Source organism: Lysinibacillus sp. SGAir0095 (assembly GCF_005491425.1).
Classification (GTDB): domain Bacteria; phylum Bacillota; class Bacilli; order Bacillales_A; family Planococcaceae; genus Ureibacillus.
In genome coordinates, this window is the sequence record NZ_CP028083.1 from 2,879,907 (window position 1) to 2,904,805 (window position 24,899).

Consider the following 24,899-nt stretch of genomic DNA (forward strand, 5'->3'; position numbering starts at 1 on the left):
ATTAGCACATACTTGGATTGTAGTAAGTTTTTTTACGAATGAAAAAGCATCGATTCGTCAAAAATTATAAATTTATTCTTACCTGTAGATTTAGCATTATATAAAGCTGTATCTGCATGTAAAAAGACCGACTGGAATTCTGGTGGTTGTTTGGTATTCCAAGAAATTAAACCGGCTGAAACTGTTACGGTAGGATTTGTTGCCACCGGTACAGACTCCACAATCTGAGTAGCTAATTTCTCGACTTCCTCGACCAAAATATTTGGTACGTAAACAGCCAACTCTTCTCCACCCCATCTTGCACATATACCGCGAGTTCCAATTACTTTCTTTAATTGGTCCGCAATTTGTACAAGTACCTCGTCACCAACTTGATGGCCATAAGTATCATTTACATGCTTGAAATTATCGATATCTATCAATAAGAACATGCCTGAACGATCGTTTTTTAAAGAGTTTTCCACAAATCTGTCCAGGAAACTGCGGGCATGTAATTTTGTTAAATGGTCATAATCAACCATTTCCTGCAATTTATTGCGTAGAATGGAGTTTGCAATGGCTAAAGAAGAGTGATGGATAAGCGATTGCATAAGTTTAAAGCTATCGAATGAGAAAAAGTATGACTCTCGATGTAAAACAATACTAAAGCCGTTGATCCGCTGCTCCACGATCATTGGAATTGCCATCATTGAATTATATTGAAGTTCTCTCCCGATTAATCGACTGCAGTCTGCAACAAATAATGGCTCTTGACTATTTTCAAAATGATTTGCAACGTGATTAATAAAAATAGACCCTTCATCCGTTTTAAAAAGTTTCGTTGACGCTTCTGTTAAATTTAACTCAGAACCATTTTTCAAAATAAAGCATACTTCCATTGGCTGGAATGATTTCATCAGCTGTTTTTGTAAAAACATAAACATTTCATTACTATCTAATTTCATATTTAAACGATGTGAGGTTTCATTAATAAGCTGAAGGTCGCTAATTAATCTGTGCGACTGGTGATAAAGTTTTGCATTTTCTAAAGCATTTCCAGATGCATGTGCAAGCATCCTCAAAAAATCTTCTTGCGTTTTTGAAAAAATATAATGAATGGGTGCACTTACTTGTAGGATTCCATAGATTGCCTGTCTACCTTTTATTGGGGCATTCAATAAGCAGCGATTCAATTCAACAGCCTGTTCAACTGTAATTTGACCTGAAACAAAAGCCTCAATGGCAGATGGCCTTTCAGATAGATAATCAAACGGTTTAATTTGAACCTTTGTTTGACGGTCTTGATCATTTGATAATATTAACTCTACATTAAAGTCAGGAAAGTTATCTTGGATTGTAACTAACACATTTTCTAATATTAAATCCATATCCATTGTGGAATGAAATAAATCCGTCATGTTATATAATTTACGGTACTGGTTTTCATTTTGGACTATTTCGATATTTTTACACAACACCTTCAAAACATCCGAGGCGATATCTACAAAATTTTCAAAATATTCACCTTGTAAAAAGTCTCTCCACTCTGGAGTTTCTTGAAGTAATAAAATACAATATACGCCAAAGTTCCCTGTTTTCAATAATAGCATTTGAGAAAAAGGTTCAAATTCATCTATATGTGAAAGGAATTTTGGCAACTCCACCAACTTTTTTTGTGAGAATTGTGTAGTAAAATCACTCCATAATATATTTTTAATGTCCATATCAATTGAAGACTTTATATTAAATGGTTTCAACGATTCAAATTCATATAAAAGAAAACAACATTTATCAATATCAAAATGCTGCTTTAAGCTATTTTGTATCAATAGAACATATTCATCGTAGCCGTTTTTTTGATTCATTGAGTCTATACATAAACTTAATAAATCAGATTTAATATTCGTTAAAATCTCCCGATGTTCTCTCATAAAAATCACCTTTTCTCAAGTAACAAAAATCAATTATTTATGTAACTTATTGTAAATTATCGTTTTTATGCCAATTAGACTATAAATTTCTAAGTGAGTAGGATTTTGTATTCAATTATTTCCACTTATTATAACATACATATTTCATAATTTTAACAATTCTTATAAACTAAATAACCACTTTCGTATGACATACTTTGCATTATTATTTCTTGACTCATATACTAAAAAATTATACAATAGTCTTCGTGTAAAATAAACGCAGCAGTTGTATAAGCTATGCCTGTATTTTGTTCCTCTTGGTCAACAGATGTTTTCTAAGATGGTGTATTGCGTAACCCTTTCGGCTGCAAGGGCGAAGGTACATGAAAATAAAATCCAGCAAGTGTCGGGTACAACTGGTTTTTGTTTTACTAATAGCTGACTCGATCAGTAAAAAAACCAAACTTAAAGGAGGAGACAAATTATGTCTCGTTATACAGGTCCATCATGGAAAGTGTCTCGTCGCCTTGGTATTTCATTAAGCGGCACAGGTAAAGAATTAGAAAAACGCCCTTATGCTCCAGGTCAACACGGTCCAAACCAACGCAAAAAATTATCTGAATACGGTTTACAATTACAAGAAAAACAAAAACTTCGTCATATGTTCGGTATGACTGAGCGTCAATTCAAAAACCTATTCGTTAAAGCTGGTAAATTAAAAGGTCTACACGGTGAAAACTTCATGATCCTTCTTGAAACTCGCCTTGACAACCTAGTTTACCGCTTAGGTTTAGCTCGCACACGTCGTGGAGCTCGTCAATTAGTTAACCACGGTCACATCTTAGTTGACGGTAAACGCGTTGACATCCCATCATTCAGCGTTAAACCAGGTCAAGTGATTTCTCTACGTGAAAAATCTCAAAGCCTTGCTGTAGTAACTGAAGCTATCGAAGTAAACAACTTCGTACCAGATTACTTATCATTTGATGCAGACAAAAAAGAAGGTACATTCGTACGTCTTCCAGAGCGTTCTGAATTATCAGCTGAAATTCAAGAACAATTAATCGTAGAGTTCTACTCTCGTTAATCTCTGCAGGCTGCAGGTTAAAAGACCCCTTGAAATGTTGCTATATCAACGTTTCAGGGGTTTTTTTCATTTTTCATTCTTTGGAAATCAGGTTCATAGTAATTATTATTCAATATACAGTAACTTTGATTGTCTACCTGTAAATAATAATAGTAATTGTTTAGTTAAATTCCATAAAGTATACAAAAACCCCGAATAGCCACCTTCCTTTTGCGGAAATGTCACTATTCGGGGTCAGTTTAGTATGTTCAAAACATATCTATACTGATTAATTTGTGGGAATTAATTAGCGATTTTCATTGTTGTTGTTTTTTTGATTGTTGTCAAAGTTTAGTTCCTCTGCAAATTCCGAACGATTGTTACGGTTTTCCGCTTGATTGTTTTGACCATTGTTTCGTTGGTTTTTGTCTTTGTTTTTATTTTTGTTATTGTTTTGTGCCATGTCTATCACCTCCACCGAATTAATATGAGCAGAGTTTATTTTTTTATACAAAAATGAAAAAAAACGCCCTAGTATAGCTTAAACTAGGACGCATTTATTTAACTAAATTTCACCATGTGATATTTTTTCTTTCCACGGCGGATGATGGCAAATGCATCTTCTAGACGATCCTTTGCATCAACTACGTAATCAAGGTCTGTTACCTTTTCTCCATTAATTGAAATAGCACCATTTGTTACGTCTTCACGAGCTTGACGTTTTGAAGACGAGATTCCCGCTTCAACAATTAAGTCGACAATACCCTTATCATCTTTTGACAGCTCTACAGAAGGAACTCCGGCGAAGGCTACTTTCATCTCTTCTACAGAAAGTGCTTTAATATCACCAGAGAATAGAGCTGCGGTGATTTTTTCAGCTTGTTCTAAACCTGATTCACCGTGAATGAGCTTTGTCATTTCTGCAGCCAGTGTTTTTTGAGCTCTACGTAAATGAGGTTCTTCTTTCACTGTTACCTCTAACGCTTCAATCTCATCTCGAGATAAGAATGTGAAGATTTTTAAATATTTAACAACATCGGAATCTGCTGTATTTACCCAGAATTGATAGAATTCATACGGTGAAGTTTTTTCTGCATCTAACCATACAGAACCGCCAGCAGTTTTACCGAATTTCGTTCCATCTGCTTTGGTTACTAATGGAATTGTAATCCCAAAGGCATTTGTTTCTTCTTCATGCGTTTTTCTGATAATTTCTAGTCCAGTTGTAATATTTCCCCATTGGTCTGATCCACCAACCTGGATTTTTACATTGTAGTTGTCATATAGGTAGTTAAAATCAAGACCTTGTATAATTGTGTACGTAAACTCAGTAAATGATATACCAGATTCTAAACGAGAAGCGATTGTGTCTTTTGCTAATAAGTAATTCACATTTACTAACTTTCCATAATCACGCAAGAAATCAATTACACTTAATTTCCCTACCCAGTCATAGTTGTTGACTAGTTGAGCACCATTCTCATTTTCACCGAATTCGAAAATACGCTCCATTTGTGCTTTTAAGCCTGCAACATTATGACCGATTTGCTCTTCAGTCAATAAATTTCGTTCACTAGAACGACCAGATGGATCACCAATCATTCCTGTTGCCCCACCAACAACTAATACAGGTCGGTGTCCAGCTTGCTGGAATCTTCGTAATGTAAGTAATGGCACGATATGACCGATATGCATTGAATCCGCTGTTGGATCGACTCCAACATATAGAGATACTTTTTCCTCATTTAATAGCTTCTCCATACCTTCAGCATCTGTTTGCTGGTACAAAAGTCCCCGCCATTCTAAATCTTCTATCAAAGGGTTTGTCATTATTGTTCCTCCATTCTTCTCTTTGCATTATTTATATTTACTAATGAAAATAAACAAAAAATTGCAACAAAATCACAGTACTCACAGGTCTGTTTCTATATGTTAGAAAACATAAAAAAGCCCCAACACGCAAAATTTATTGCATGCTGGGACGTTAATAAACAAATTTAACGCGGTACCACCCGGCTTGAAGAATACTCTAATAGTAGATACTCTTCCCCTCATAAACGTTTTAACGCAACGCAAGTCGTTCAAGCTCCAAGAACGTAATTCGTGTTTACACTTTGTCTAGCTTCCACCAAACGCTAGCTCTCTATATCAGGGAATGAAAACACTACTTCAAACTTATCAACACTTGAAATTATAATGATTATTCTACCCGTTTTAAATTCAATGTCAATATATATATTCGTACTATAGTGAAATATGCTATAATAAACGAGATTTTAGGGGGTGACGTTTCGTGAAAGAATGGATGAATCGTTTAATAGAATATATACGAGCATTAAATGCAAAAATAGATAGATTAGCAACGTCAAAGCAAATGAGCAGGTTAAGAATAACTGGTAGTGTTATTTGGAATTTAATCCTTATATTCTTAATCTTTACAACTACAGCAGTTGTTTTTGTCGGTGGCCTGGGATTAGGATACTTTGCTTCGCTCGTTAAAGACGATCCACTTATGTCAAAAGCAGAAATGCGTGATCAGATTTATAATTATGATGAGACAAGCGAAATCTATTTTGCAGGTGATATTTATATAGGAAAATTACGTACTGATTTGGAAAGAAGAGAAACTTCCCTTGCAAAAGTATCTCCTTTACTTATTAATGCTGTACTTGCAACTGAGGATGAGTATTTCCGTGAACACTATGGAATAGTTCCGAAAGCCGTTTTGCGCGGACTTTTACAGGACTTTACAAACTCTTCTACCCAAACAGGTGGTTCGACATTAACACAGCAATTAATTAAAAACCAAATTTTAACGAACGAAGTCTCCTATGAAAGAAAAGCAAGAGAAATCTTATTAGCCATACGTTTAGAAAAATTCATGACAAAAGAAGAAATTATTGAAGCATATTTAAATATCATTCCTTACGGCCGGAATGCATCTGGTAAAAATATTGCCGGGGTAGAAACAGCCGCCCAAGGTATTTTTGGCATTTCAGCATCTGAATTAAACCTAGCTCAAGCTGCTTATATTGCCGGAATTCCCCAAGCACCATTCGCACATACACCATTTACAAATAAAGGTGAGATAAAAGATGCTGCTGGCCTAAAGCCTGGTATTGAACGTATGGAAACAGTACTAAAACGTATGTTGGCTACCGGCTATATTACACAAGTTGAATACGATGAAGCTTCAAAATATGACATTACACAAGATTTCCGCGAACCAGAACCAGAAGCTTCAGATAATTATCCATGGCTTACTTATGAGCTCGAAGACCGAGCAAAAGAAATTATCGCTCGAATTTTAGCTGAGAAAGATGGTATTGATCCTAAACGTTTAGATGAAGAAGATAACTTAGAAGAAAAATATATGATTTTAGCAGATCGCGATGTACGTTCCGGTGGTTATAGAATTTATTCGACAATTGATAAGGGTATGTATGACTCAATGCAAGAATCTGCTAAGAACTTCAAAAGTTATGGTCAAACCTTTACAACTACCCAAATTGATGATGAGACTGGTGAAGAAATTGTAATCGAAGAACCAGTTCAAGTCGGAAGTATTGCCATTGAAAATAGTACGGGCAAGATTTTAAGTTTTGTCGGTGGTCGAGAATTTAATTTAGAACAACAATTTAACTACGCAACACGAGCGTATCGTCCAAATGGTTCGACAATGAAACCATTATTAGTATATGCACCTGCGATTGAATATGGAGTTATAGGTGCTGGTAGCCCGGTAGTTGATGTGAAATTTACACGTGGTTTTGACGGATATAGCCCATCAAACTATATTGAAAGTCAGGAGCTGGGGATAATTCCTGCCCGAGAAGCTTTAGCTAAATCTCAAAACTTACCAGCATTACGCTTATATGATTCAATTCAAGATAAAAAACCAGCCAGTTATTTAGAAATGATGGGCTTCTCAAAAGTAACAGCAGGCGATTATGAGAACCTTTCGGCTGCAATTGGTGGTATTACTCACGGTACAACAGTTGAAGAAAATACCAATGCATTCGCAACCTTTGCAAATGGCGGTCAATTTGTCGATGCTTATATGATTGACAGAATCGAAGACCTGGATGGCAACGTTATTTACAAGCATGAAGTTGAGCCAGTTCAAGTGTTTTCACCTGAAACATCTTACATAGTTACAGATATGTTAAGAGACGTTTTAGAATACGGAACAGCAACTAGAGCAAACAGTACATTAAAATTCTCTTCTGACTTTGCTGCTAAAACTGGTACAACAAATGATTTCAAAGATGTGTGGTTAGTGGGATATAATCCAAACATTTCACTAGGCGTATGGTTAGGCTACGAAAAAAATAAATCGCTATATCAATTCAATAACACTTATGGACAACCAAGTACGCGAGTTAACTTGTTGTGGGCAAGTCTAATGAATTCCTTATACGATGTAAATCCAGAGTTAGTAGATCCAGTTGGACAATTCCAAAGACCATCCAATGTTGTAAACGCATCATTTTGTGGAATTTCAGGAGATGCTCCTTCTACAGCATGCTCTCAGGCTGGTTTAGTTCGTTCAGATTTATTTAATCGAAATGTATTTTTACCTAGCAGAGTTGATGACAGTTTAAATGCATCCTCATCAGTGATGATAAATGGTAAAGCTTATATTGCATTAGACTCTACACCTAGAGAATTTGTTACAACAGGCGGCTCAGGTATTAATTCTGCATTTGCTGAAAGAATACTTGGAAGGCTTGGTGGAGATCCTACAAAATTATGGCCAACAGGAACAAGTAATGTTGTTTCATCTGCTAAGTTTAATGCTGATGGAAGTCCTCCACAGGCTGTAAATGTATCGCTGCAAGGCAATACGATAACTTGGTCTAAATCAGCCTCAAATGATGTCATTGGCTATCGAGTATATGATGTAACAAATGGTGGGCGATCCCATGTGACTACATTAAAAGACGGAAGTGCATTAAAAACCTCTATTACAAGTGGCAGGTCATATATTGTTGTAGCTGTTGACATAACTGGTCTAGAATCAGCTCAGTCAAATACAATCACAACAGTTGTTGCACCACCAACAGAACCGGTAGAACCTCCAGAATCAAACACACCAGACCCTAACGATGGCAATGGAAATGGTGGAACAGATGACGGTTCTAATGATGGTTCAAATGGGGATGGATCTTCTAATGAGAACGGCAATGGTAACGGGAATAATAATGGTGGTGGAAATGGTACTGGTGAAGGAAACGGTACTAACCCTGGTAATGGATCAGGACAAACTCCTCCAACAGATTCAAATCCATAGCAATCTTTGGCTTATCTCCAATGTCTAACAAGAAAGAAGCCAAATGGATACTATTTCCATCCAAATCAAAAAGCTCAGTCTAAGAGACTGGGCTTTTTTCTTCTACTAATATCTTTTTCAAAATTTCTACGGCTTCATCTATTTCTTGTTTTGTTACGGTTAATGGTGGTAATAATCGAAGTACTTGGGGACCTGCTGCTACTAGTAATAACCCCTCTTCTTCAGCTTTACCAACTAAGGAAGCGACGTCTTTTCCACAATCAATACCTAGCAATAAGCCTTTACCTCGAATCGCGAATTGTTCTTGTGGAAAGGCATCTCTTAATATACTAATTAAATATTGTGATTTTTCTTCCACCTCACTTAAGAAGGCAGAGTCAAATACATGATCAATGACTGTTTGAGCTACAGCTACTCCCAGAGGATTTCCTCCATAAGTTGTTCCATGTGAACCTGGGCCAAATGTTTCATATAATTCTGCTGTTCCCAAAATCCCACCTATTGGGAAGCCCCCACCTAATCCTTTCGCCATTGATACGATGTCCGGTTTTAAAACTGTTTGCTCAAAGGCAAAACGTGTACCCGTACGTCCAATTCCTGTTTGTACCTCATCCACGATCAGCAAGATATCATTATTTTCACAGATTTCATTGATTGCTTGGGCAAATTCTTCTGTAACCTCATAGATGCCACCTTCACCTTGAATTATCTCAAGCATGATTGCACCGACAGTATGATCGACAGCTTCCTTAAGTGCCTCTACATCATTGAATGGAAGATAAGTAAATTGATCAACTAATGGTCCAAAGCCTTTTTGAATTTTTTCTTGGCCTGTGGCAGACATTGCGCCGAAAGTTCTTCCATGGAAGGAATTTTTAAAAGTGATAATATGATGTCTACCTGTATGTTTTCTAGCTAATTTAATTGCTGCTTCATTTGCTTCTGCTCCACTATTACAGAATAGTGCATGAGCTAAGTGATTATCCTTCACCAAACTTTCCGCTAAAGCAATTTGACCGGGACTTTCATACAAATTGCTTATATGCCATAGCTTTTCACTTTGTTCCTGTACTATTTTTACTAATGCTGGATGAGCATGGCCTAAACAACATACAGCAATACCACTTGTGAAATCGAGATATTGTTTCCCATTTGAGTCTTTTACAATCGTTCCTTTTCCCTCAACAATACTAATTGGTCTTCTAGAATAGTTGTTAAATAATGCATTCATTTGACCAGCTCCTTATCCATTTTTTTGTAAGATTCTCTTCTATCTTGGCGCTAGGTTCTCATTATAAGAAGGAACAATAAGAGTTCCCATTAATTGGTCGTTAACAATTTGTACACTAGGAATACCAGATTTCAGCACCTGAAGAGCCCCTTGAACCTTTGGAATCATACCTCCATAAATATGTCCATCCTCAATCCATTGGTTGATCAAGCTCGGCGTCGCTTCTTCTTGATATTCTCCATCGATACGAATGCCAGAAACATCTGTCACTAGTAATAAACTTTCTGCTCCAATGGCTAATGCTACCTCACTCGCAACAGTATCTCCATTAATATTCAGTGCTTGCCCGTCCCCAGTTGCCCCTACACAAGCAATAACAGGGACTATATGGTTCTCGCATAAAATATTAATTAGTTGGGTATTCACACTTGTTATTTTTCCTACATAGCCATAGGTTTCCTGGTCTAGAAAATCACTTTGTAATAATTGACCATCAAACCCATTTAAACCTATTGCCAAAATTCCGGCTTCATTTAGCTCGCCCACCAAAGAAGGATTTACAGTTCCTATTAAAGTTGATTGTACGATGTTAACCGCATCTCCATTCGTTACACGAATACCATTTAACACGGTCGAGCTCACATGTTGCTTTTCTAGTTCTCTATTAATTGCTGGCCCTCCACCATGTGTAATAATGATGTCATATCCATCTTGTTGCAGATTTTTGAAATTGGAAAAGAAGGCTTTATTTAAGCCTTCCAATGTACTGCCGCCAAGTTTAATGACGATTTTTCTACGAACGGTAGGAAGCGTTGATTTGAACATAGTCATATGTTAAATCGCACCCCCATGCTAATCCGTGTCCTTCTCCTTGACCTAAAGACACGTAAATTTTCACTTCGTTTGCTTTTAGGATTTTGATTAATTCTTCTTCTGAAAATGGTACTGGCTCCCCATCTTGCACCATTAATGCTTCCCCGATTTTAATAGAGATTTTTTCTGGGTCTACCGTAGCACCACTATACCCAACAGCAGCAATGATACGTCCCCAGTTTGCGTCATTTCCGAATACTGCCGTTTTCACAAGAGGTGATCCTACTACAGTTTTGGCGATTTTACGGGCTTCTACATCCGAAATGGCTCCGGTAACCTCTACTTCTATTAATTTAGTTGCCCCTTCTCCATCTCGAGCAATTGCTTTTGCTAAATCTTCTGCAACTAGTTGTAAAGTGCTATAAAAATTATTCCAATCAGGATGTGCTGGTGTTAATGTATCATTTCCTGCTAATCCATTTGCCATAACAATTACTGTATCATTGGTCGACGTATCCCCATCCACCGTAATTGCATTGAAAGTCACATTCGTTATATCAGAAAGTGCATTTTGTAATACATCCGATTCAATATTCGCATCCGTAGTAATGAATCCTAGCATCGTCGCCATATTGGGTTCTATCATTCCTGAGCCCTTAGCTGTACCAGAGATTACCACTTCTTTCCCATCGATAAGTGTACTGTAAGTAGTGTTTTTCATAACAGTATCTGTTGTAAGGATCGCTTGTGCAAAATCGATTCCATCCTCTAAAGAGCTCCCTAACTGTAACTTTTCAACACCTGTACGGATTGGTTCCATTTTCATGATTTCACCAATTACACCTGTTGAAGCAACTCCAACAAGAGAAGGTTCAATACCCAACTTCTCCGCTGCTAGACTTTGCATTTCATATGCATCAGCAAGCCCTTGCTTTCCAGTACAAGCATTCGCATTTCCAGAGTTTACGATTAGTGCCTGCATTTTACCTGTGTGATAAACAACCTCTTTTGTTACTTTTATTGGTGCAGCTTGAATTGCGTTCGTAGTAAATACACCAGCAACGCTTGCTGGAACTTCACTTACCAAGATAGCTAAATCTTTCTTCTTATGCTTAATGCCACAATGCATACCCGCAGCTGAAAATCCTTTTGGTGACAAAATATTCTTACTTGATATCTTTCTAATCTCATAGATTAAATTCAACATTTTCTCCCCCTTAAATAAATAATGGAATAACATCCAGACCTAATGTTTGTGGAAATTCGCACTGGACATTCATATTTTGGATTGCTTGCCCCGCAGCCCCTTTTACCAAATTATCTATCACACCAACTATAGTGGCTCTGTTTGTTCTTTCATCTAGCTGAACAAAAATATCACAATAGTTTGAACCTTTTACTCGATTTGTTCCAATTGTAGATATATCCTGTACTACACGGACAAATGGATGATTTTTATATGTTTCTTTTAAACAATCATTTAGTTGCTTGTTCGTAACACCTGGCAATACTGGTGCATAGGAAGTAGCTAAAATTCCCCGCGTCATTGGAACAATATGTGTATTGAAAGTAATAGCTGTTTCTGCGTCTGCAAACATTGTAATGGCCTGTTCAATCTCAGGTATATGTTGATGTTCATTTACTTTATATATTGAAAAATTTTCATTCATTTCACTATAGTGTGTTAATTGGGAGGGCTTATTACCTGCACCAGATACACCACTTTTGGCATCAATCACTAAGTAGCTCGGATCGATCAGTCGTTCTTTTATTAAAGGTAGCACTGAAAGTAAAACAGCAGTTGGATAACACCCCGGATTAGCTATTAAACTAGCTGATTTTATATTTGCCTCATTCCATTCAGTAAGTCCATATACACTTTCCTTTATAATAGATTCCGGTGCCGGTTCTTTCTTGTACCATTTTTCATAAGCACCTAAATCCTTTAAGCGATAGTCACCAGAAAGGTCTATCAGCTTTGGACCAATACCGACTAACGGAGGAAGTAGTTTACTCGTTACACCAGAAGGAGTACTTGTAAATACAACATCAAAACTAGCTAAAGTTTCTACATCAATTTTTTGTAATGGTGTATCGTGAATCGATAACAAATGACCGAATTTTGAAGAAAAAATTGCTCCTTCTTCCGAAGAAGTAAACAATTCGATTTTTTCAACCTCTGAATGATTGTGTAAGAAACGGATTAATTCTAATCCCCCATATCCTGTTGCCCCTATAATTCCAACTTTCAATTCATTCACCCCTAAATTAGAAAATCACTTCTTGCGTCAAATTCGTGTGAGATGTTCTATTAATTATGCATATAACGAACTTTTCCGCTTCCAAATCTACCAAGATAACGTAAGTATAATTCTGCATAATTATTTAGTCAACTGTATTTTTATATATTTTCAAAATTTTTAAACGGACAACAAAAAGGGTACTCTATCATATTTTATAATAGAGTACCCTCTCAAGATATTGTATAAATATTAATATTTTATTAAGTATTTGTTAATTATTACCAAATAAATTCTTGCCATACCATTGCTAATCCCAAAAGTACTATTCCCCATTTATAACCTTATATCTAGTATTATGTTGTGAAAATTAATCTTCCATTGTAGATAAATCTCCAGTTGGCAGTTTCAATTCCCATGCTTTTAAAACACGACGCATAATTTTTCCGCTTCTCGTTTTTGGAAGCTTTTCTTTGAATTCAATTTCTCTTGGTGCAGCGTGGGCAGCTAAACCCGTTTTAACAAAATTACGTATATTTTCTGCTAATTCATCGCTAGCTTCTATCCCTTCCCTTAGTGCTATAAAGGCTTTTATAATTTCTCCGCGTATCGGATCCGGCTTACCTATTACTCCTGCCTCTACGACATCAGGATGTTCAAGTAATTTACTCTCCACTTCAAATGGACCTACTCGTTCACCAGAAGTCATAATGACATCGTCGACACGGCCCTGGAACCAGAAATATCCATCATCATCAATATATGCTGAATCGCCTGTAATATACCATTCATCTCTAAGAAAATAGGAGTCAAATCGCTCAGGATTGCCCCAAATTTGACGCATCATAGACGGCCATCCTTTTCGAATCGCTAAGTTCCCCATCGTATATGGGGGAACTTCTTTTCCTTCATCATCCACAATGGTTGCATAGATACCCGGTACAGGTTTCCCCATTGAACCTGGCTTAATATCCATTGAGGGATAATTACAAATAATATGGCCACCTGTTTCAGTCATCCACCAAGTGTCATGGATTCTATGGTTAAGTACTTCCATACCCCACTTGATAACTTCTGGATTCAAAGGCTCTCCTACTGACAGTATATGGCGAAGAGTAGAAAGGTCAAACTGCTCTAACACACTTGCACCAGCACCCATTAGCATCCTGAATGCTGTAGGTGCACTATACCAAACTGTTACTCCGTATCGTTCGATTGCACCATACCAATTTTCTGGACTAAACCGTCCACCAACTATTAAGTTTGTTACACCATTTAGCCACGGACCAAACACACCATAAGCTGTCCCTGTAACCCATCCAGGATCTGCTGTACACCAAAAAATATCTTGTTCTTGTAAATCCAGAACCCATTGTGCAGTTTGATAATGCTGAATCATCGCATTATGAACATGTAGCACACCTTTTGGAGCTCCCGTTGAACCGGAAGTATAGTGAAGTAGCATGCCATCTTCACGGTCCACCCACTCTATATCAAATAAACTTGATGCTTTTTCCATTTCGCTTGCAAAGTCCACAATTTTCTCATTCTCTTCGATTTGTTCCCCAACAACGAAGATTTTTTCCAAATGTGGAAGCTTCTCTACTGGAACTCGATTTAATAGGCTAGGAGTAGTAACTAATGCTTTCGCTTCACTGTCCGACAATCGGTCATAAACGGCTCCTTCCATAAATGCCTCAAATAATGGACCTACTATTACGCCCATTTTAATTGCTCCTAATAGAGAAAAATACAATTCAGGTGACCGCGGCATAAAAATAAACAAACGATCACCCTTGTTTAAAGTAGTGTGTTGTTTAAACACATTTGCAGCTTTGTTCGAAAAACGTTTCATATCATAGAACGTATAGCTTTCTTTTCGATTCCCATCTTCGAAAAATAATGCTACTTTGTTTTTTCGAAAGCTTTCCGCATGACGATCAATGGCTTCATAAGCAGCATTGACCTTCCCAGTTGCATGCCAGCTAAAAGATGTTTCTGTCTCTTTCCAATCAAAAGATGCAGCCATTTCATCATATCTTTTCAAATGATAATCTCCACCTGAAACAGCTAGTCTGTCTGTAATTTTTATCCCCATAAAAATTACCCCTTTCAAATCAATTTTGCCTTAAACATGTCCACAATTATAAAATTATGGAATATAATTACAAAATCATTGTAAATCTCTTGCTGTAAAAGAATGTGAAAATATTCCTTCTTTTAATACTAAGAATCAGTATTATAGATTGAATAAATTTATTTTACAATATTCTGAACATTTTGAGTAAAATATTTTCAATAATGGTACAATTAAAGTATTTTTAACAAATAACAGCGATTTTACGCATAAATTATCATATAATGATGGTATCAAACTCAGGTGGAGCGAATTAGAATGGAACATATTAAAAGCTTTTATTCCCTAAGAATGGAAACAAGGCACGGGCTTGTAACAATCGAAGGACCCATTCCTTCAGAACAGCTGGAGAAATACACTTTTCATGAAGATTTAGTATCATTTAGACCAGCTGTGCAGCAGCAAAAGGCATTAGTTGAAATTGCTAAACTAGAAGAAGGACGAATACTTATTATTCGAAATGGAGAGACCGTTGTAGGCTATGTCACTTTTTTATATCCCGACCCATTAGAGAGATGGTCTGAGGATCAGATAGAAAATATGATAGAGCTTGGCGCGATTGAAGTAATCCCCTCCTATCGTGGTGGAGGTGTAGCCAAAAATTTATTACAAGTGTCTTTCATGGATGATGCAATGGAAGATTATTTAGTGATAACAACAGAATACTATTGGCACTGGGATTTAAAAGGGACAGGTCTAAATGTATGGGATTATCGTAGGATGATGGAACGGCTGATGAAGAGTGTCGATTTCGAATATTTCGCCACAGATGATCCAGAAATCACATCTCATCCTGCCAACTGCTTAATGGCGAGAGTAGGTAAGCGTGTGAATAATGATACAATGGAACGCTTTGACCAACTACGCTTTAAAAATCGTTTTATGTACTAACTGTAATTGAAAGGCGGAAACAACATGATGATTATTGAAGAAATTATGAATAGAGATATCCATTCTTTAGCTCCTTCTCATACCGTTAAAGATGCGATTGAAATGATGAGGGAGAAAAAAATTCGACATTTACCGATTATCGATGACTGTGAAAAATTAGTAGGCATCATAACAGCACATGATCTAAAAAACGTTTTACCATCTACTATAAAAAGTGAGTTAAATTTAACAACCTATGAGACGCCTCTTGAAGAGATTATGGTAAAAAATCCACTAATAGGGCATCCACTAGATTTTATTGAAGAGGTTGCCCTTACACTCTATGATTCTAAAATTAGTTGTCTTCCAATTGTGTCAGGTGGCAAATTAGTTGGTATGGTAACAACAACCGATTTGCTTTATACATATATCGAGCTAACTGGGGCAAACAAACCCTCCTCCAAAATCGATATTCAAGTAATCGATAAGCCTGGTATTCTTTCTGATATTACAGAGATTTTTAAGAAGCATCATGCCAATGTGTTAAGTGTGTTAGTATATCCTAGCAAAAATCATAAAGAAAGCAAGATTATTAGTGTTCGAGTACAGATTATTAATCCATTATCCATCATTGAAGATTTGCGTAAAGAAGGCTTTGATGTGTTATGGCCAAATTTACCTGGAGTTGATCGTTCATGAAAGATGCCGTCTTTATTTATTCGCCAGAACAGCTTGGATATAAGTTTTCAGATTCGCACCCATTTAATCATAAGCGTTTACTTTTAACAATGGATTTACTTAAAGATATAAATGCCCTTTCGGATGCAGATATTGTACCTGCACGAGTTGCAACAGATGAAGAAATCGCTCTTGGTCATGATAAAAAGTATATCGAAATTGTGAAAAAGGCGGGCCATGGTTTATTAACTTCAGAAGCATGCGAAAACTATGGAATTGGAACAGAGGATACACCGATATTCAGCAATATGCATGAAGCAAGTGCTTTGTTAGTTGGAAGTACATTGCAAGCAGTAGACTATGTAATGCAAGGTAAAAGTCGACATGCATTAAATTTAGGTGGTGGCCTACACCATGGCTTTTTTGGCCGGGCTTCAGGTTTTTGTATTTACAATGACAGTACTGTCGCTATCCGTTATATGCAGGAGAAATACAATGCGCGAGTATTATATATAGATACAGATGCACATCATGGAGATGGGGTTCAATGGGCTTTTTATGATGATCCGAATGTTTGTACACTATCCATTCATGAGACAGGTCGCTACCTATTTCCTGGTACAGGTAATGTTACCGAACGCGGCAATGGTCAAGGCTATGGAACATCATTTAATTTTCCCATAGATGCATTTACAGAGGATGAAAGTTTTCTAGAAATTTATGAACAAGCCGTAAGAGAAATATTTGACTATTTTAAACCTGATGTTGTTATTACACAAAATGGTGCTGACGCTCATTATTTTGACCCTCTTACCCATCTATATGGAACGATGAAAATCTATCAAGAGATACCTAGATTAGCACATAAGTTAGCACATGAATACTGTGATGGAAAATGGATTGCTGTAGGTGGCGGTGGGTATGATATATGGCGTGTTGTTCCAAGAGCCTGGTCCTATATCTGGACCGAGATGAACAACTTGGCTTTACCAACTGGCGGACTCCCAAAAACCTGGTTGGAAAAATGGCAGCCTGAATCTCCAGTACCACTGATTCCAACATGGGAGGATCCAACTCCTTTATATGAACCGATTCCACGTAAGCTAGAAATTGAAGAAAAAAATGCACAGATGCTGATGAAAGCACTTCATATGATTCGAGCAGGAAGAAGATAAATAAAAGGCAGCTTCGTCAGAAAAACACAAATCGACCAAATGATCGTATTGATATTTTTCATATGCGGATATCAAAAAAATCATTCTACCGATCCGCATTGAAAACGAGCTGCCTTTTACTATTTTACAGAATCTCTTTTTTCAATTCTGTGAGGAATAATAACCGATTGATCCTCTATATTTTCTTTGTACATTAATTTTGTAAGTAAACGCATCGCTACAGCACCAATATCGTATAACGGTAATACAACACTTGTTAGTTGCGGACGCACCATACGTGCAAGCTTCGAATCCTCAAAGCTAATTACTTCAATTTCATCAGGAACGTTTTTACCATTATCCTGTGCACCATGAATTAGTCCTATTGCTAATTCATCACTCCCTGCAAAAAATGCAGTCGGTGGTTGCTCAAGGTTACTTAATGTATCCCAAGCTTCAAGGCCACTATCATACGTACCATCATCCGAAATAATTAACTGTTCATCCAGTTCAAGGTTTGCATCTGTTAGAGCCTTTTTAAAAGCCTCAAGTTTAAATTTAGAGTTAATCGTATATGCAAGTGGTCCTGAAACAAATGCAATTCGTTTATGACCATTAGCTATTAGCATCTGAACTGCTTCATAAGACGCCTGGAAATAATCAATATTCACCGAAGGGAAATTGTTGGTTTCGTCCACTGACCCAGCAAGCACAATTGGTACAGGTGAATGTTCCATTGATTGATGAAGCTTTGGCGTTACTGCATCACTCATCATTACGATACCATCTACTTGCTTTCCTAACATTGTATCTAATAGATTTAACTCTTTGTCTTCGTTTTGGTCTGAGTTCGCTAAAATAATATTATAGCGATACATCGTTGCTATATCTTCTATTCCACGTGCGGCTTCCGCATAAATATTATTTGAAATATCTGGAATAATAACCCCTACTGTTGTTGTTTTCTTACTTGCTAGACCACGTGCTACTGCATTTGGTCGATATTCTAAGCGTTCAATTACTTCCAACACTTTTTTTCTTGTAGCAGGTTTTACATTTTGGTTTCCGTTAACTACACGTGACACCGTCGCCATTGAAACATTTGCTTCACGTGCAACATCATAAATCGTTACAGTCAAAGGATACGCCTCCTTTTAAGTCAAATTATTATTATAATCATACGACAATTTCCATTTCATTTTCAATATAAACCATATAAACTTCATAAAGATTAAACATTTTCCTTTTTTTAACTCTATTTATAATAAAAAAACTAGACATATCGTAAATCAATTACGATATGCCTTCGTTGAAATTAGATGATAAGAATGTCCTCTTCCAAAAAGAAAATCCAAAAGTATTGTCAAATACTTTTGGACCTAAACACTTTTAAGCTTTTAACTCATATTGTTTCATGAATTTTAGCAGCTCATTGTAGTATGCATCGAATTCAGGAATATCCATTTGCTGTTGAGAATCAGATAGCGCCACAGAAGGATCTGGATGTACTTCAGCCATTACCCCGTCAGCTCCGATAGCGATTGCAGCTTTTGCACACGGTAATAGTAAATCACGACGGCCAGTTGAATGCGTTACATCAACGAATACAGGTAAATGTGTTTCTTGTTTCAAAATTGGTACAGCTGAAATGTCTAGAGTGTTACGTGTTGCTTTTTCGTAAGTACGGATACCGCGCTCACATAGCATAATGTTTTCATTCCCTTGAGACATAATATATTCTGCCGCATGGATGAATTCATCGATTGTCGCTGCTAAACCACGTTTCAATAGAACGGGTTTATTTGTCGAACCTACAGCTTTTAATAGCTCGAAGTTTTGCATATTACGTGCACCAATTTGGATGACATCAACATAATCTAATGCTTCTTCAATGTGTGCTGGTGTTACGATTTCTGTAACAACTCCAAGGCCATACTCTTTAGATATTTGTTTTAAGATTTTAAGGCCCTCTAGCCCTAAACCTTGGAAATCGTATGGAGATGTACGTGGTTTGTAAGCTCCGCCACGAATCAATTTCAACCCTTTTGCTTGAATTGACGCTGCAACAGCTGCAACCTGTTCGTATGATTCTACTGAACATGGGCCAAATACGAATGTTGGGCCTCCTGCTCCTACTGTTTCACCATTAATTTCAACAACCGTATCTTCTGATTTTTTCTTACGAGATACAAGAAGTTCTTTCTTCTTATCAGCTTCAAGTTGTTTAAGAGCTGTTTTGAAGATTTGCTTAAATATAAAGTCAACCGTCATTTGATTTAACGGGCCTTTATTATGCTCTTTTAATAGATTTAACATATGGCGTTCACGAAGAGGATCATATCGGTTGACACCTTGTTTACCTTTGATTTTACCGATTTCATCCACAATCTCTGCTCGCTCATTAATTAAACGTAAGATTTCTATGTTTAATTCGTCTATTTGACTACGTAACGCTTCTAAATTTTGCTCACTCATTTCTATTCTCCTCTCCTTCTTGTATCTTCTCTTTTCAGAACATCAAAATGTATGGTACATTTTAAGTTAATAATCATATTATAGTCAACAAATTTCAAATTGTCACGCTTTTTTCTTTAGCGATTCAACTCGCTAAAGTAATTTATTTTTATATATAGAAAGGAAGCGGTTCCACTTGAGTTCTAAATTATTTGCCCTAGATATTGGTACGCGCTCGGTTGTCGGGATTATTTTAGAAGAGCAAAACGACCATTTTCATGTAATCGACATACTCATAAGAGAACATAAAGAACGAGCTATGGTAGATGGACAAATACATAATGTGTTATATGTTGCAGATTTAATAAAAGAAATTAAAAGTGAACTCGAAGAAAAGCATGGTCCCTTACAAAAAGTAAGTGTTGCTGCTGCCGGTCGAGCCCTAAAAACAGAGCAAGCAAGCATTACGATCAATATTAAAAATCGTCCTATCTTTACTGAAGAAGATATTAGTCGCATAGAGCTCCAGGCTGTACAGCTAGCACAGGCAAAGCTTCTCTCCACTAAAGAAGATGAAAAATTGAATCACTATTATTGTGTAGGCTACTCTGTACTATTTTATAGACTAGATGGAGAAGAAATCGGTAGTTTAGTAGACCAACAAGGTGATGAAGCAACAATTGAAGTCATCGCCACTTTTTTACCTAGAGTGGTTGTTGAATCGTTGCTTGCCGCTTTAAAACGTGCAGATTTAGAAATGGAAGCTCTTACTTTAGAGCCAATAGCAGCCATTAACGTACTTATCCCACCATCCATGAGACGCTTAAATGTCGCCCTGGTAGATATTGGAGCGGGTACTTCTGACATTGCCATTACCGATAAAGGAACGATTGTTGCGTATGGAATGGTGCCAACTGCCGGTGATGAGATAACAGAGGCATTAAGTGACCATTATCTACTCGATTTCCCAATAGCAGAACTAACAAAACGACAATTATCTATTGAAGAACATGTAGTCATTCAGGATATTCTTGGCTTTGAACAATCATATCCAAAAGAAGAAGTAGTCCAAGCGATTCAACCATCAATCGAAGCGCTGGCACAGGCAATTGGCAGAGAACTATTAAGATTAAATCAAGTTCCTCCTAAAGCTGTGATGCTCGTTGGGGGTGGCAGTCTAACCCCAAACTTACCAATTGAATTGAGTAAGGTTTTAAATCTTCCGGTCAATCGTGTAGCAGTGCGAGGAATCGATGCCATTCAGAACTTAACGAAGGAAGAGTCCATCCCAGCAACACCAGAGCTAGTAACTCCAATTGGTATTGCCATTGCTGCAAAGAAAGCACCTATTCAGTATATGTCAGTAACCGTAAACGAGCAGGTTGTAAGACTATTTGAACTAAAAGAAATGACTGTGGCCGATGCCTTTCTGTCTGCGAATATCCGAGCGAAACAGCTTTATGGAAAACCAGGTCAAGGTATTGCCATATCTGTAAACAATCAGGATATTCTAATTCCAGGTGGACATGGACATCCTGCCACAATACTTGTAAATGACGAGCCTGCTTCTACCAAAACAGCTATAAAAAATGGAGACGTAATTATTCTTGTGGAAGGCCGAGACGGTCACGAGGCAAAAGTTACGGTTCGAGAGCTTGTTGATGATGCTCTCTTCAAAAAAGTAACGATCCAGGATACATCGTATATCATTGAACCTATTGTTAAAGTAAACAACAAAATTTGTTCCTCTGCCCATGAATTGCAGGACCGCGATTCACTAAAAATTGAAATAATCGAAACAATTCAAGATTTACTTAAGCATGTTAATGAAATCGAGCTCTTACAAAAATTGAAATCGTTCTACCTTACTATTGATGGAAAACCAGTCCTCTTTCCTGACTTTTCCTCCACGTTAATATTGAATGGTAATCCTAGCAAAATTACCTATCCATTTAAGGATGGTGATTCAATCAGAATTGAAGATGCTCCCAATCCTACAGTAGAAATGGTCGCTAATAAGCTGAACCTCATTCTCGAGGAAAGGATTGTCGTCTCCTTCCAACACGAAACAGTGGAACTAAGAAAAGTTTGTAGAGAAGTGCTGGTTAATGGAAAAATCGTACCAACAACATATACGGTTGTGAATGGCAACTCCCTTTCCATTGTAGAGAAAGATACTAACAATTGGACTTACATGGATATTTTCCGTTTTTCTACATGGCAATTACCAGTAGACTTCAAAGGACAATTTAAAATCTTGCGAAATGGCCAGCCGTCATCATTTGATGAAGAGATTTTTGGCGGCGATCAGCTTGAGATAATTTTAACTGAACAAACTGTACAGTAGTAAGAGCTTGTTTCACCTCATACACAAATTTAAAACCAGATGGAGGAAAACGGTTTGTTTTCTCCATCTGGTTTTTAGTTTGTTAGATTGATGAAGGTCTTGATACCTCAGACATGTCTACACCTTCATAAGTTTCGTTTTCCAATGGTTCTTCCCCTTCGTATGAGACAGTACCGTCATCAAATACTGTTGGAACCTTCGCTGCTTTATATTTTACTTTATCAACTAGTTGAGTTGATTGTTCTTTTAATTGATTGGAAATTTGAACTGTTTTTTCTTTTGCTGTAGATGATAATGTAACACTCTTATCTTTAATCATTTCAGCTTGACTAGCTACATCACTGCGTAAATCTCTACCTGTTTTTGGTGCAAGTAACAAACCTGCTGCTGCTCCAACAATTCCACCCACTAATGCTCCAATAACAAAATCTTTCATGTTCACCGACTCCTCCTCGTAAATAGCATCTGTTCCTGTATAAACTTGAGGTAAATTTGGTAATTCATTTTTTACTTCGTTATAGTTCGGTTTTTCCCCTGCCATTCTCTCCATCCCCTTTTTTGTTATTTTCTGCGCTTGAATTTAGAAGATTTTTTAACTATTTCTTCAGTCGCTTCTTCTACATCGTTTTGATCAATTGTTTTGCGCTGCTTCCATTTGTCTGCGAATTCCATAGCCACATTACCCCACTGCACAACTTGGGCTATCTTTTCTTCATTTTTACTTACTTCGGTTGAAATGGACGAAGTTATTTGGTTGATCGATGTATTTAAGCCATTTACCGAAACTCCAATATTTTTTACTGCATCTACCACACTATTTAACTTTACTGATTTGTCTGCAATGTCTGCAGCAAGTGTATTTGTTTTCTCTAAAAGAGAGGTTGTCTCACGTGTTATTCCTTCCATTTGCCCTTCGATACCTGCAATTGTTCCAGCAATACTATTTAAAGTATTTTTCAAGCCGAATAGGGTCATACCAACACTAATACATAATACTAAAAAGCCTATTCCTGCAAGTAATGCAGCGATGTATAAAATGATTTCCATAAATAACCTCCTACGTCTACTACTTCCTATTATTCGACAAAATTTAGAGCGAATCCTTCCGTTTAGAAAAAACAGCCTAAACTTAGGCGTTTAAGCTGTTTCTTCGTTACTTTTCAATACATCCTCAAATGCATTTTGATACTTGTTAACATCTCCTGCACCCATAAATAGGAAGACAGCATTCGTATGTTCTTTCAACAGTTCAATTTTATCAGTTTGAAGAAGATTACTATTAGTTATTAAAGCCTGTAAATCTTCAATTGATAGCGCCCCTTGCTTTTCACGGGCTGAACCGAAAATATCACATAAATATACTGCATCTGCCTGTGATAAGCTATCAGCAAAGTCCTGTAAAAAGGCTGCTGTACGGCTGAATGTATGTGGTTGGAAAACAGCTATGATTTGTCGATCTGGATATTTTTGACGTGCTGATTGTATTGTTGCCTTTATTTCTGTTGGATGATGCGCGTAATCATCTACAAGTACACTATTCCCAATTTTCGTCTCTGTGAAACGTCTTTTTACACCACCATAAGTACGTAAACGCTCTTGAATTAATTGTGCTGGAATTCCTTCATAATGACAGAGGGAAATAACAGCAAGTGCATTTAATACAGTGTGGTCACCATAAAGAGGAATGAAGAATTTATCATAATATTCATTCCTTACATAAACCTCAAAAGTTGTACCTTCTGTTGTTTTTTCAATATTCCTAGCTGCAAAATCATTATGAGTAGCAAAACCATAATAAACAACAGGTACATTTGCTTGAATTTTTTGCAGATGCTCATCATCCCCACAAGCAATGATTGCTTTATTCACTTGTAATGCCAGCTCCTGGAATGCTGAATAGACATCCTCTATACCATTAAAATAGTCTGGATGATCAAAGTCAATATTTAACATCACCGCATAGTCTGGATGGTATGCTAAGAAATGGCGTCGATATTCACAAGCTTCCATCACAAAGAAGCTAGCATCTTCTTTACCAGAACCCGTGCCATCACCAATCAGATAAGATGTTGGCATGAAGCCTGCGATTACATGACTCATCAGTCCAGTTGTGGACGTCTTGCCATGTGCTCCAGTAATAGCAATCGATGTATAGCGATTGATATAATCCCCTAAAAACTTATGGTAACGAATAACTTCCAGACCTAATTCCTTCGCACGAACAATTTCTGGATGCTCATCTGGAAAGGCATTCCCTGCAATTACAGTCATACCTTCTTTAATATTTTCCTCACTAAACGGTAAAACTGTAATGTTACGCTCTCTTAACGGTTTTTCTGTAAAATAGTAGGTCTCATAATCAGAGCCTTGTACTTGTTCTCCTGAATCAAATAATATCTGAGCCAATGAACTCATACCTGAACCTTTAATTCCTGTAAAATGATAAAATGTCATATTTAAACCTCCCGGGATACACTGCTCCCAATGAATGAACGTTTTTGATATAAGTTAGTTTGTGCCAATACAACAAAACTTACCCCATTATAGCATTATTTTTAATAAAGAATATTGTAAAATATCTTTATTTATCTACCGATTCACTCATTTATTCGTATTTTTATATTTAAGTTAGAAAATTGGCAGAATGCTACACGTTTTAATCTTTTAAAACGCTAGCATTTTGGATTTGTTTTACTTTCAATTTACAAAAAAATGAGAGGGATT

19 protein-coding genes are annotated in these 24,899 nt (G+C 36.9%); 6 read left to right on the forward strand and 13 right to left on the reverse strand.

Annotated features, from left to right (window positions below; all coding sequences use genetic code 11):
* Window positions 1–32: 32 nt before the first annotated feature.
* Window positions 33–1,910 (reverse strand): sensor domain-containing diguanylate cyclase, encoded by a 1,878-nt coding sequence (locus tag C1N55_RS14225; protein ID WP_137729457.1) that lies wholly within the window; start codon window positions 1,908–1,910, stop codon window positions 33–35.
* A gap of 466 nt (window positions 1,911–2,376) precedes the next feature.
* Here C1N55_RS14225 and rpsD point away from each other — a divergent pair, with 466 nt between their 5' ends.
* Complete coding sequence (rpsD, locus tag C1N55_RS14230) at window positions 2,377–2,979, forward strand: 30S ribosomal protein S4 (protein WP_137729458.1); 603 nt, start codon at window positions 2,377–2,379, stop codon at window positions 2,977–2,979.
* Between the two features lie 286 nt (window positions 2,980–3,265).
* Here the strand turns inward: rpsD and C1N55_RS20580 are convergent, their stop codons facing one another.
* A complete protein-coding gene (locus C1N55_RS20580) occupies window positions 3,266–3,421 on the reverse strand; it encodes a hypothetical protein (protein ID WP_168193867.1) in 156 nt (51 codons plus the stop codon).
* Between the two features lie 98 nt (window positions 3,422–3,519).
* Complete coding sequence (gene tyrS, locus C1N55_RS14235) at window positions 3,520–4,788, reverse strand: tyrosine--tRNA ligase (RefSeq protein WP_137729459.1); 1,269 nt, start codon at window positions 4,786–4,788, stop codon at window positions 3,520–3,522.
* Window positions 4,789–5,263: 475 nt separating this feature from the next.
* Between tyrS and C1N55_RS14240 the strand changes: the two genes are divergently transcribed.
* Window positions 5,264–8,251 carry a transglycosylase domain-containing protein gene (locus C1N55_RS14240; RefSeq protein WP_137730653.1) on the forward strand — a complete coding sequence of 996 codons (2,988 nt, stop codon included), beginning with the start codon at window positions 5,264–5,266 and terminating at the stop codon, window positions 8,249–8,251.
* Between the two features lie 79 nt (window positions 8,252–8,330).
* Here C1N55_RS14240 and C1N55_RS14245 read toward each other — a convergent pair whose 3' ends face one another.
* The 5 genes from C1N55_RS14245 to acsA form a co-directional block, all read right to left on the reverse strand.
* The gene (locus C1N55_RS14245) at window positions 8,331–9,482 is read right to left on the reverse strand and encodes an acetylornithine transaminase (protein ID WP_137729460.1); all 1,152 of its coding nucleotides are present in this window, start codon (window positions 9,480–9,482) and stop codon (window positions 8,331–8,333) included.
* A 39-nt stretch (window positions 9,483–9,521) separates the two neighbouring features.
* A complete protein-coding gene (argB, locus tag C1N55_RS14250) occupies window positions 9,522–10,313 on the reverse strand; it encodes an acetylglutamate kinase (RefSeq protein ID WP_137729461.1) in 792 nt (263 codons plus the stop codon).
* The gene (gene argJ, locus C1N55_RS14255) at window positions 10,276–11,502 is read right to left on the reverse strand and encodes a bifunctional glutamate N-acetyltransferase/amino-acid acetyltransferase ArgJ (RefSeq protein ID WP_137729462.1); all 1,227 of its coding nucleotides are present in this window, start codon (window positions 11,500–11,502) and stop codon (window positions 10,276–10,278) included. The genes argB and argJ overlap by 38 nt, the downstream gene beginning before the upstream one ends.
* A 10-nt stretch (window positions 11,503–11,512) precedes the next feature.
* Entirely contained in the window at window positions 11,513–12,547 is a 1,035-nt protein-coding gene (gene argC / locus C1N55_RS14260) for an N-acetyl-gamma-glutamyl-phosphate reductase (RefSeq protein WP_168193868.1), read from the reverse strand.
* A 358-nt stretch (window positions 12,548–12,905) separates the two neighbouring features.
* Window positions 12,906–14,633: an acetate--CoA ligase gene (acsA, locus tag C1N55_RS14265; protein WP_205758477.1), complete on the reverse strand. Its 1,728-nt coding sequence runs from the start codon at window positions 14,631–14,633 to the stop codon at window positions 12,906–12,908.
* 297 nt (window positions 14,634–14,930) lie between these two features.
* Here acsA and C1N55_RS14270 point away from each other — a divergent pair, with 297 nt between their 5' ends.
* From C1N55_RS14270 to C1N55_RS14280, 3 genes are read left to right on the forward strand one after another with little or no spacing between them, the layout of a single operon-like run.
* Window positions 14,931–15,563: a GNAT family N-acetyltransferase gene (locus tag C1N55_RS14270; protein WP_137729464.1), complete on the forward strand. Its 633-nt coding sequence runs from the start codon at window positions 14,931–14,933 to the stop codon at window positions 15,561–15,563.
* A gap of 27 nt (window positions 15,564–15,590) precedes the next feature.
* Window positions 15,591–16,241, forward strand: coding sequence for an acetoin utilization AcuB family protein (locus C1N55_RS14275; RefSeq protein ID WP_137730655.1), 651 nt, complete (start codon window positions 15,591–15,593; stop codon window positions 16,239–16,241).
* Window positions 16,238–17,395 (forward strand): acetoin utilization protein AcuC, encoded by a 1,158-nt coding sequence (locus tag C1N55_RS14280; protein WP_137729465.1) that lies wholly within the window; start codon window positions 16,238–16,240, stop codon window positions 17,393–17,395. The genes C1N55_RS14275 and C1N55_RS14280 overlap by 4 nt, the downstream gene beginning before the upstream one ends.
* Before the next feature lie 119 nt (window positions 17,396–17,514).
* On the opposite strand, the gene ccpA is transcribed toward C1N55_RS14280, so the two are convergent.
* Window positions 17,515–18,513 (reverse strand): catabolite control protein A, encoded by a 999-nt coding sequence (gene ccpA, locus C1N55_RS14285; RefSeq protein ID WP_137729466.1) that lies wholly within the window; start codon window positions 18,511–18,513, stop codon window positions 17,515–17,517.
* A 250-nt stretch (window positions 18,514–18,763) separates the two neighbouring features.
* Entirely contained in the window at window positions 18,764–19,849 is a 1,086-nt protein-coding gene (locus tag C1N55_RS14290; RefSeq protein ID WP_137729467.1) for a bifunctional 3-deoxy-7-phosphoheptulonate synthase/chorismate mutase, read from the reverse strand.
* Window positions 19,850–20,024: 175 nt separating this feature from the next.
* Here C1N55_RS14290 and C1N55_RS14295 point away from each other — a divergent pair, with 175 nt between their 5' ends.
* Window positions 20,025–22,175: a cell division protein FtsA gene (locus C1N55_RS14295; RefSeq protein WP_137729468.1), complete on the forward strand. Its 2,151-nt coding sequence runs from the start codon at window positions 20,025–20,027 to the stop codon at window positions 22,173–22,175.
* A gap of 82 nt (window positions 22,176–22,257) precedes the next feature.
* Here the strand turns inward: C1N55_RS14295 and C1N55_RS14300 are convergent, their stop codons facing one another.
* The 3 genes from C1N55_RS14300 to murC all read right to left on the reverse strand — a co-directional run bounded on the left by C1N55_RS14300 (window position 22,258) and on the right by murC (window position 24,629).
* Window positions 22,258–22,716: a YtxH domain-containing protein gene (locus C1N55_RS14300; protein ID WP_137729469.1), complete on the reverse strand. Its 459-nt coding sequence runs from the start codon at window positions 22,714–22,716 to the stop codon at window positions 22,258–22,260.
* Window positions 22,717–22,736: 20 nt separating this feature from the next.
* The gene (locus tag C1N55_RS14305; RefSeq protein ID WP_137729470.1) at window positions 22,737–23,222 is read right to left on the reverse strand and encodes a DUF948 domain-containing protein; all 486 of its coding nucleotides are present in this window, start codon (window positions 23,220–23,222) and stop codon (window positions 22,737–22,739) included.
* Window positions 23,223–23,312: 90 nt separating this feature from the next.
* Window positions 23,313–24,629, reverse strand: coding sequence for a UDP-N-acetylmuramate--L-alanine ligase (gene murC, locus C1N55_RS14310; protein WP_137729471.1), 1,317 nt, complete (start codon window positions 24,627–24,629; stop codon window positions 23,313–23,315).
* Window positions 24,630–24,899: the final 270 nt, after the last annotated feature.

Excerpts from the sequence above, each read along its gene's own strand:
- C1N55_RS14225 (WP_137729457.1), bottom strand. The coding sequence starts at position 1,910 with ATGAGAGAACATCGGGAGATTTTAACGAATATTAAATCTGATTTATTA.
- rpsD (WP_137729458.1), top strand. The coding sequence starts at position 2,377 with ATGTCTCGTTATACAGGTCCATCATGGAAAGTGTCTCGTCGCCTTGGT.
- C1N55_RS20580 (WP_168193867.1), bottom strand. The coding sequence starts at position 3,421 with ATGGCACAAAACAATAACAAAAATAAAAACAAAGACAAAAACCAACGA.
- tyrS (WP_137729459.1), bottom strand. The coding sequence starts at position 4,788 with ATGACAAACCCTTTGATAGAAGATTTAGAATGGCGGGGACTTTTGTAC.
- C1N55_RS14240 (WP_137730653.1), top strand. The coding sequence starts at position 5,264 with ATGAATCGTTTAATAGAATATATACGAGCATTAAATGCAAAAATAGAT.
- C1N55_RS14245 (WP_137729460.1), bottom strand. The coding sequence starts at position 9,482 with ATGAATGCATTATTTAACAACTATTCTAGAAGACCAATTAGTATTGTT.
- argB (WP_137729461.1), bottom strand. The coding sequence starts at position 10,313 with ATGACTATGTTCAAATCAACGCTTCCTACCGTTCGTAGAAAAATCGTC.
- argJ (WP_137729462.1), bottom strand. The coding sequence starts at position 11,502 with ATGTTGAATTTAATCTATGAGATTAGAAAGATATCAAGTAAGAATATT.
- acsA (WP_205758477.1), bottom strand. The coding sequence starts at position 14,633 with ATGGGGATAAAAATTACAGACAGACTAGCTGTTTCAGGTGGAGATTAT.
- C1N55_RS14270 (WP_137729464.1), top strand. The coding sequence starts at position 14,931 with ATGGAACATATTAAAAGCTTTTATTCCCTAAGAATGGAAACAAGGCAC.
- C1N55_RS14275 (WP_137730655.1), top strand. The coding sequence starts at position 15,591 with ATGATTATTGAAGAAATTATGAATAGAGATATCCATTCTTTAGCTCCT.
- C1N55_RS14280 (WP_137729465.1), top strand. The coding sequence starts at position 16,238 with ATGAAAGATGCCGTCTTTATTTATTCGCCAGAACAGCTTGGATATAAG.
- C1N55_RS14290 (WP_137729467.1), bottom strand. The coding sequence starts at position 19,849 with ATGAGTGAGCAAAATTTAGAAGCGTTACGTAGTCAAATAGACGAATTA.
- C1N55_RS14300 (WP_137729469.1), bottom strand. The coding sequence starts at position 22,716 with ATGGCAGGGGAAAAACCGAACTATAACGAAGTAAAAAATGAATTACCA.
- C1N55_RS14305 (WP_137729470.1), bottom strand. The coding sequence starts at position 23,222 with ATGGAAATCATTTTATACATCGCTGCATTACTTGCAGGAATAGGCTTT.
- murC (WP_137729471.1), bottom strand. The coding sequence starts at position 24,629 with ATGACATTTTATCATTTTACAGGAATTAAAGGTTCAGGTATGAGTTCA.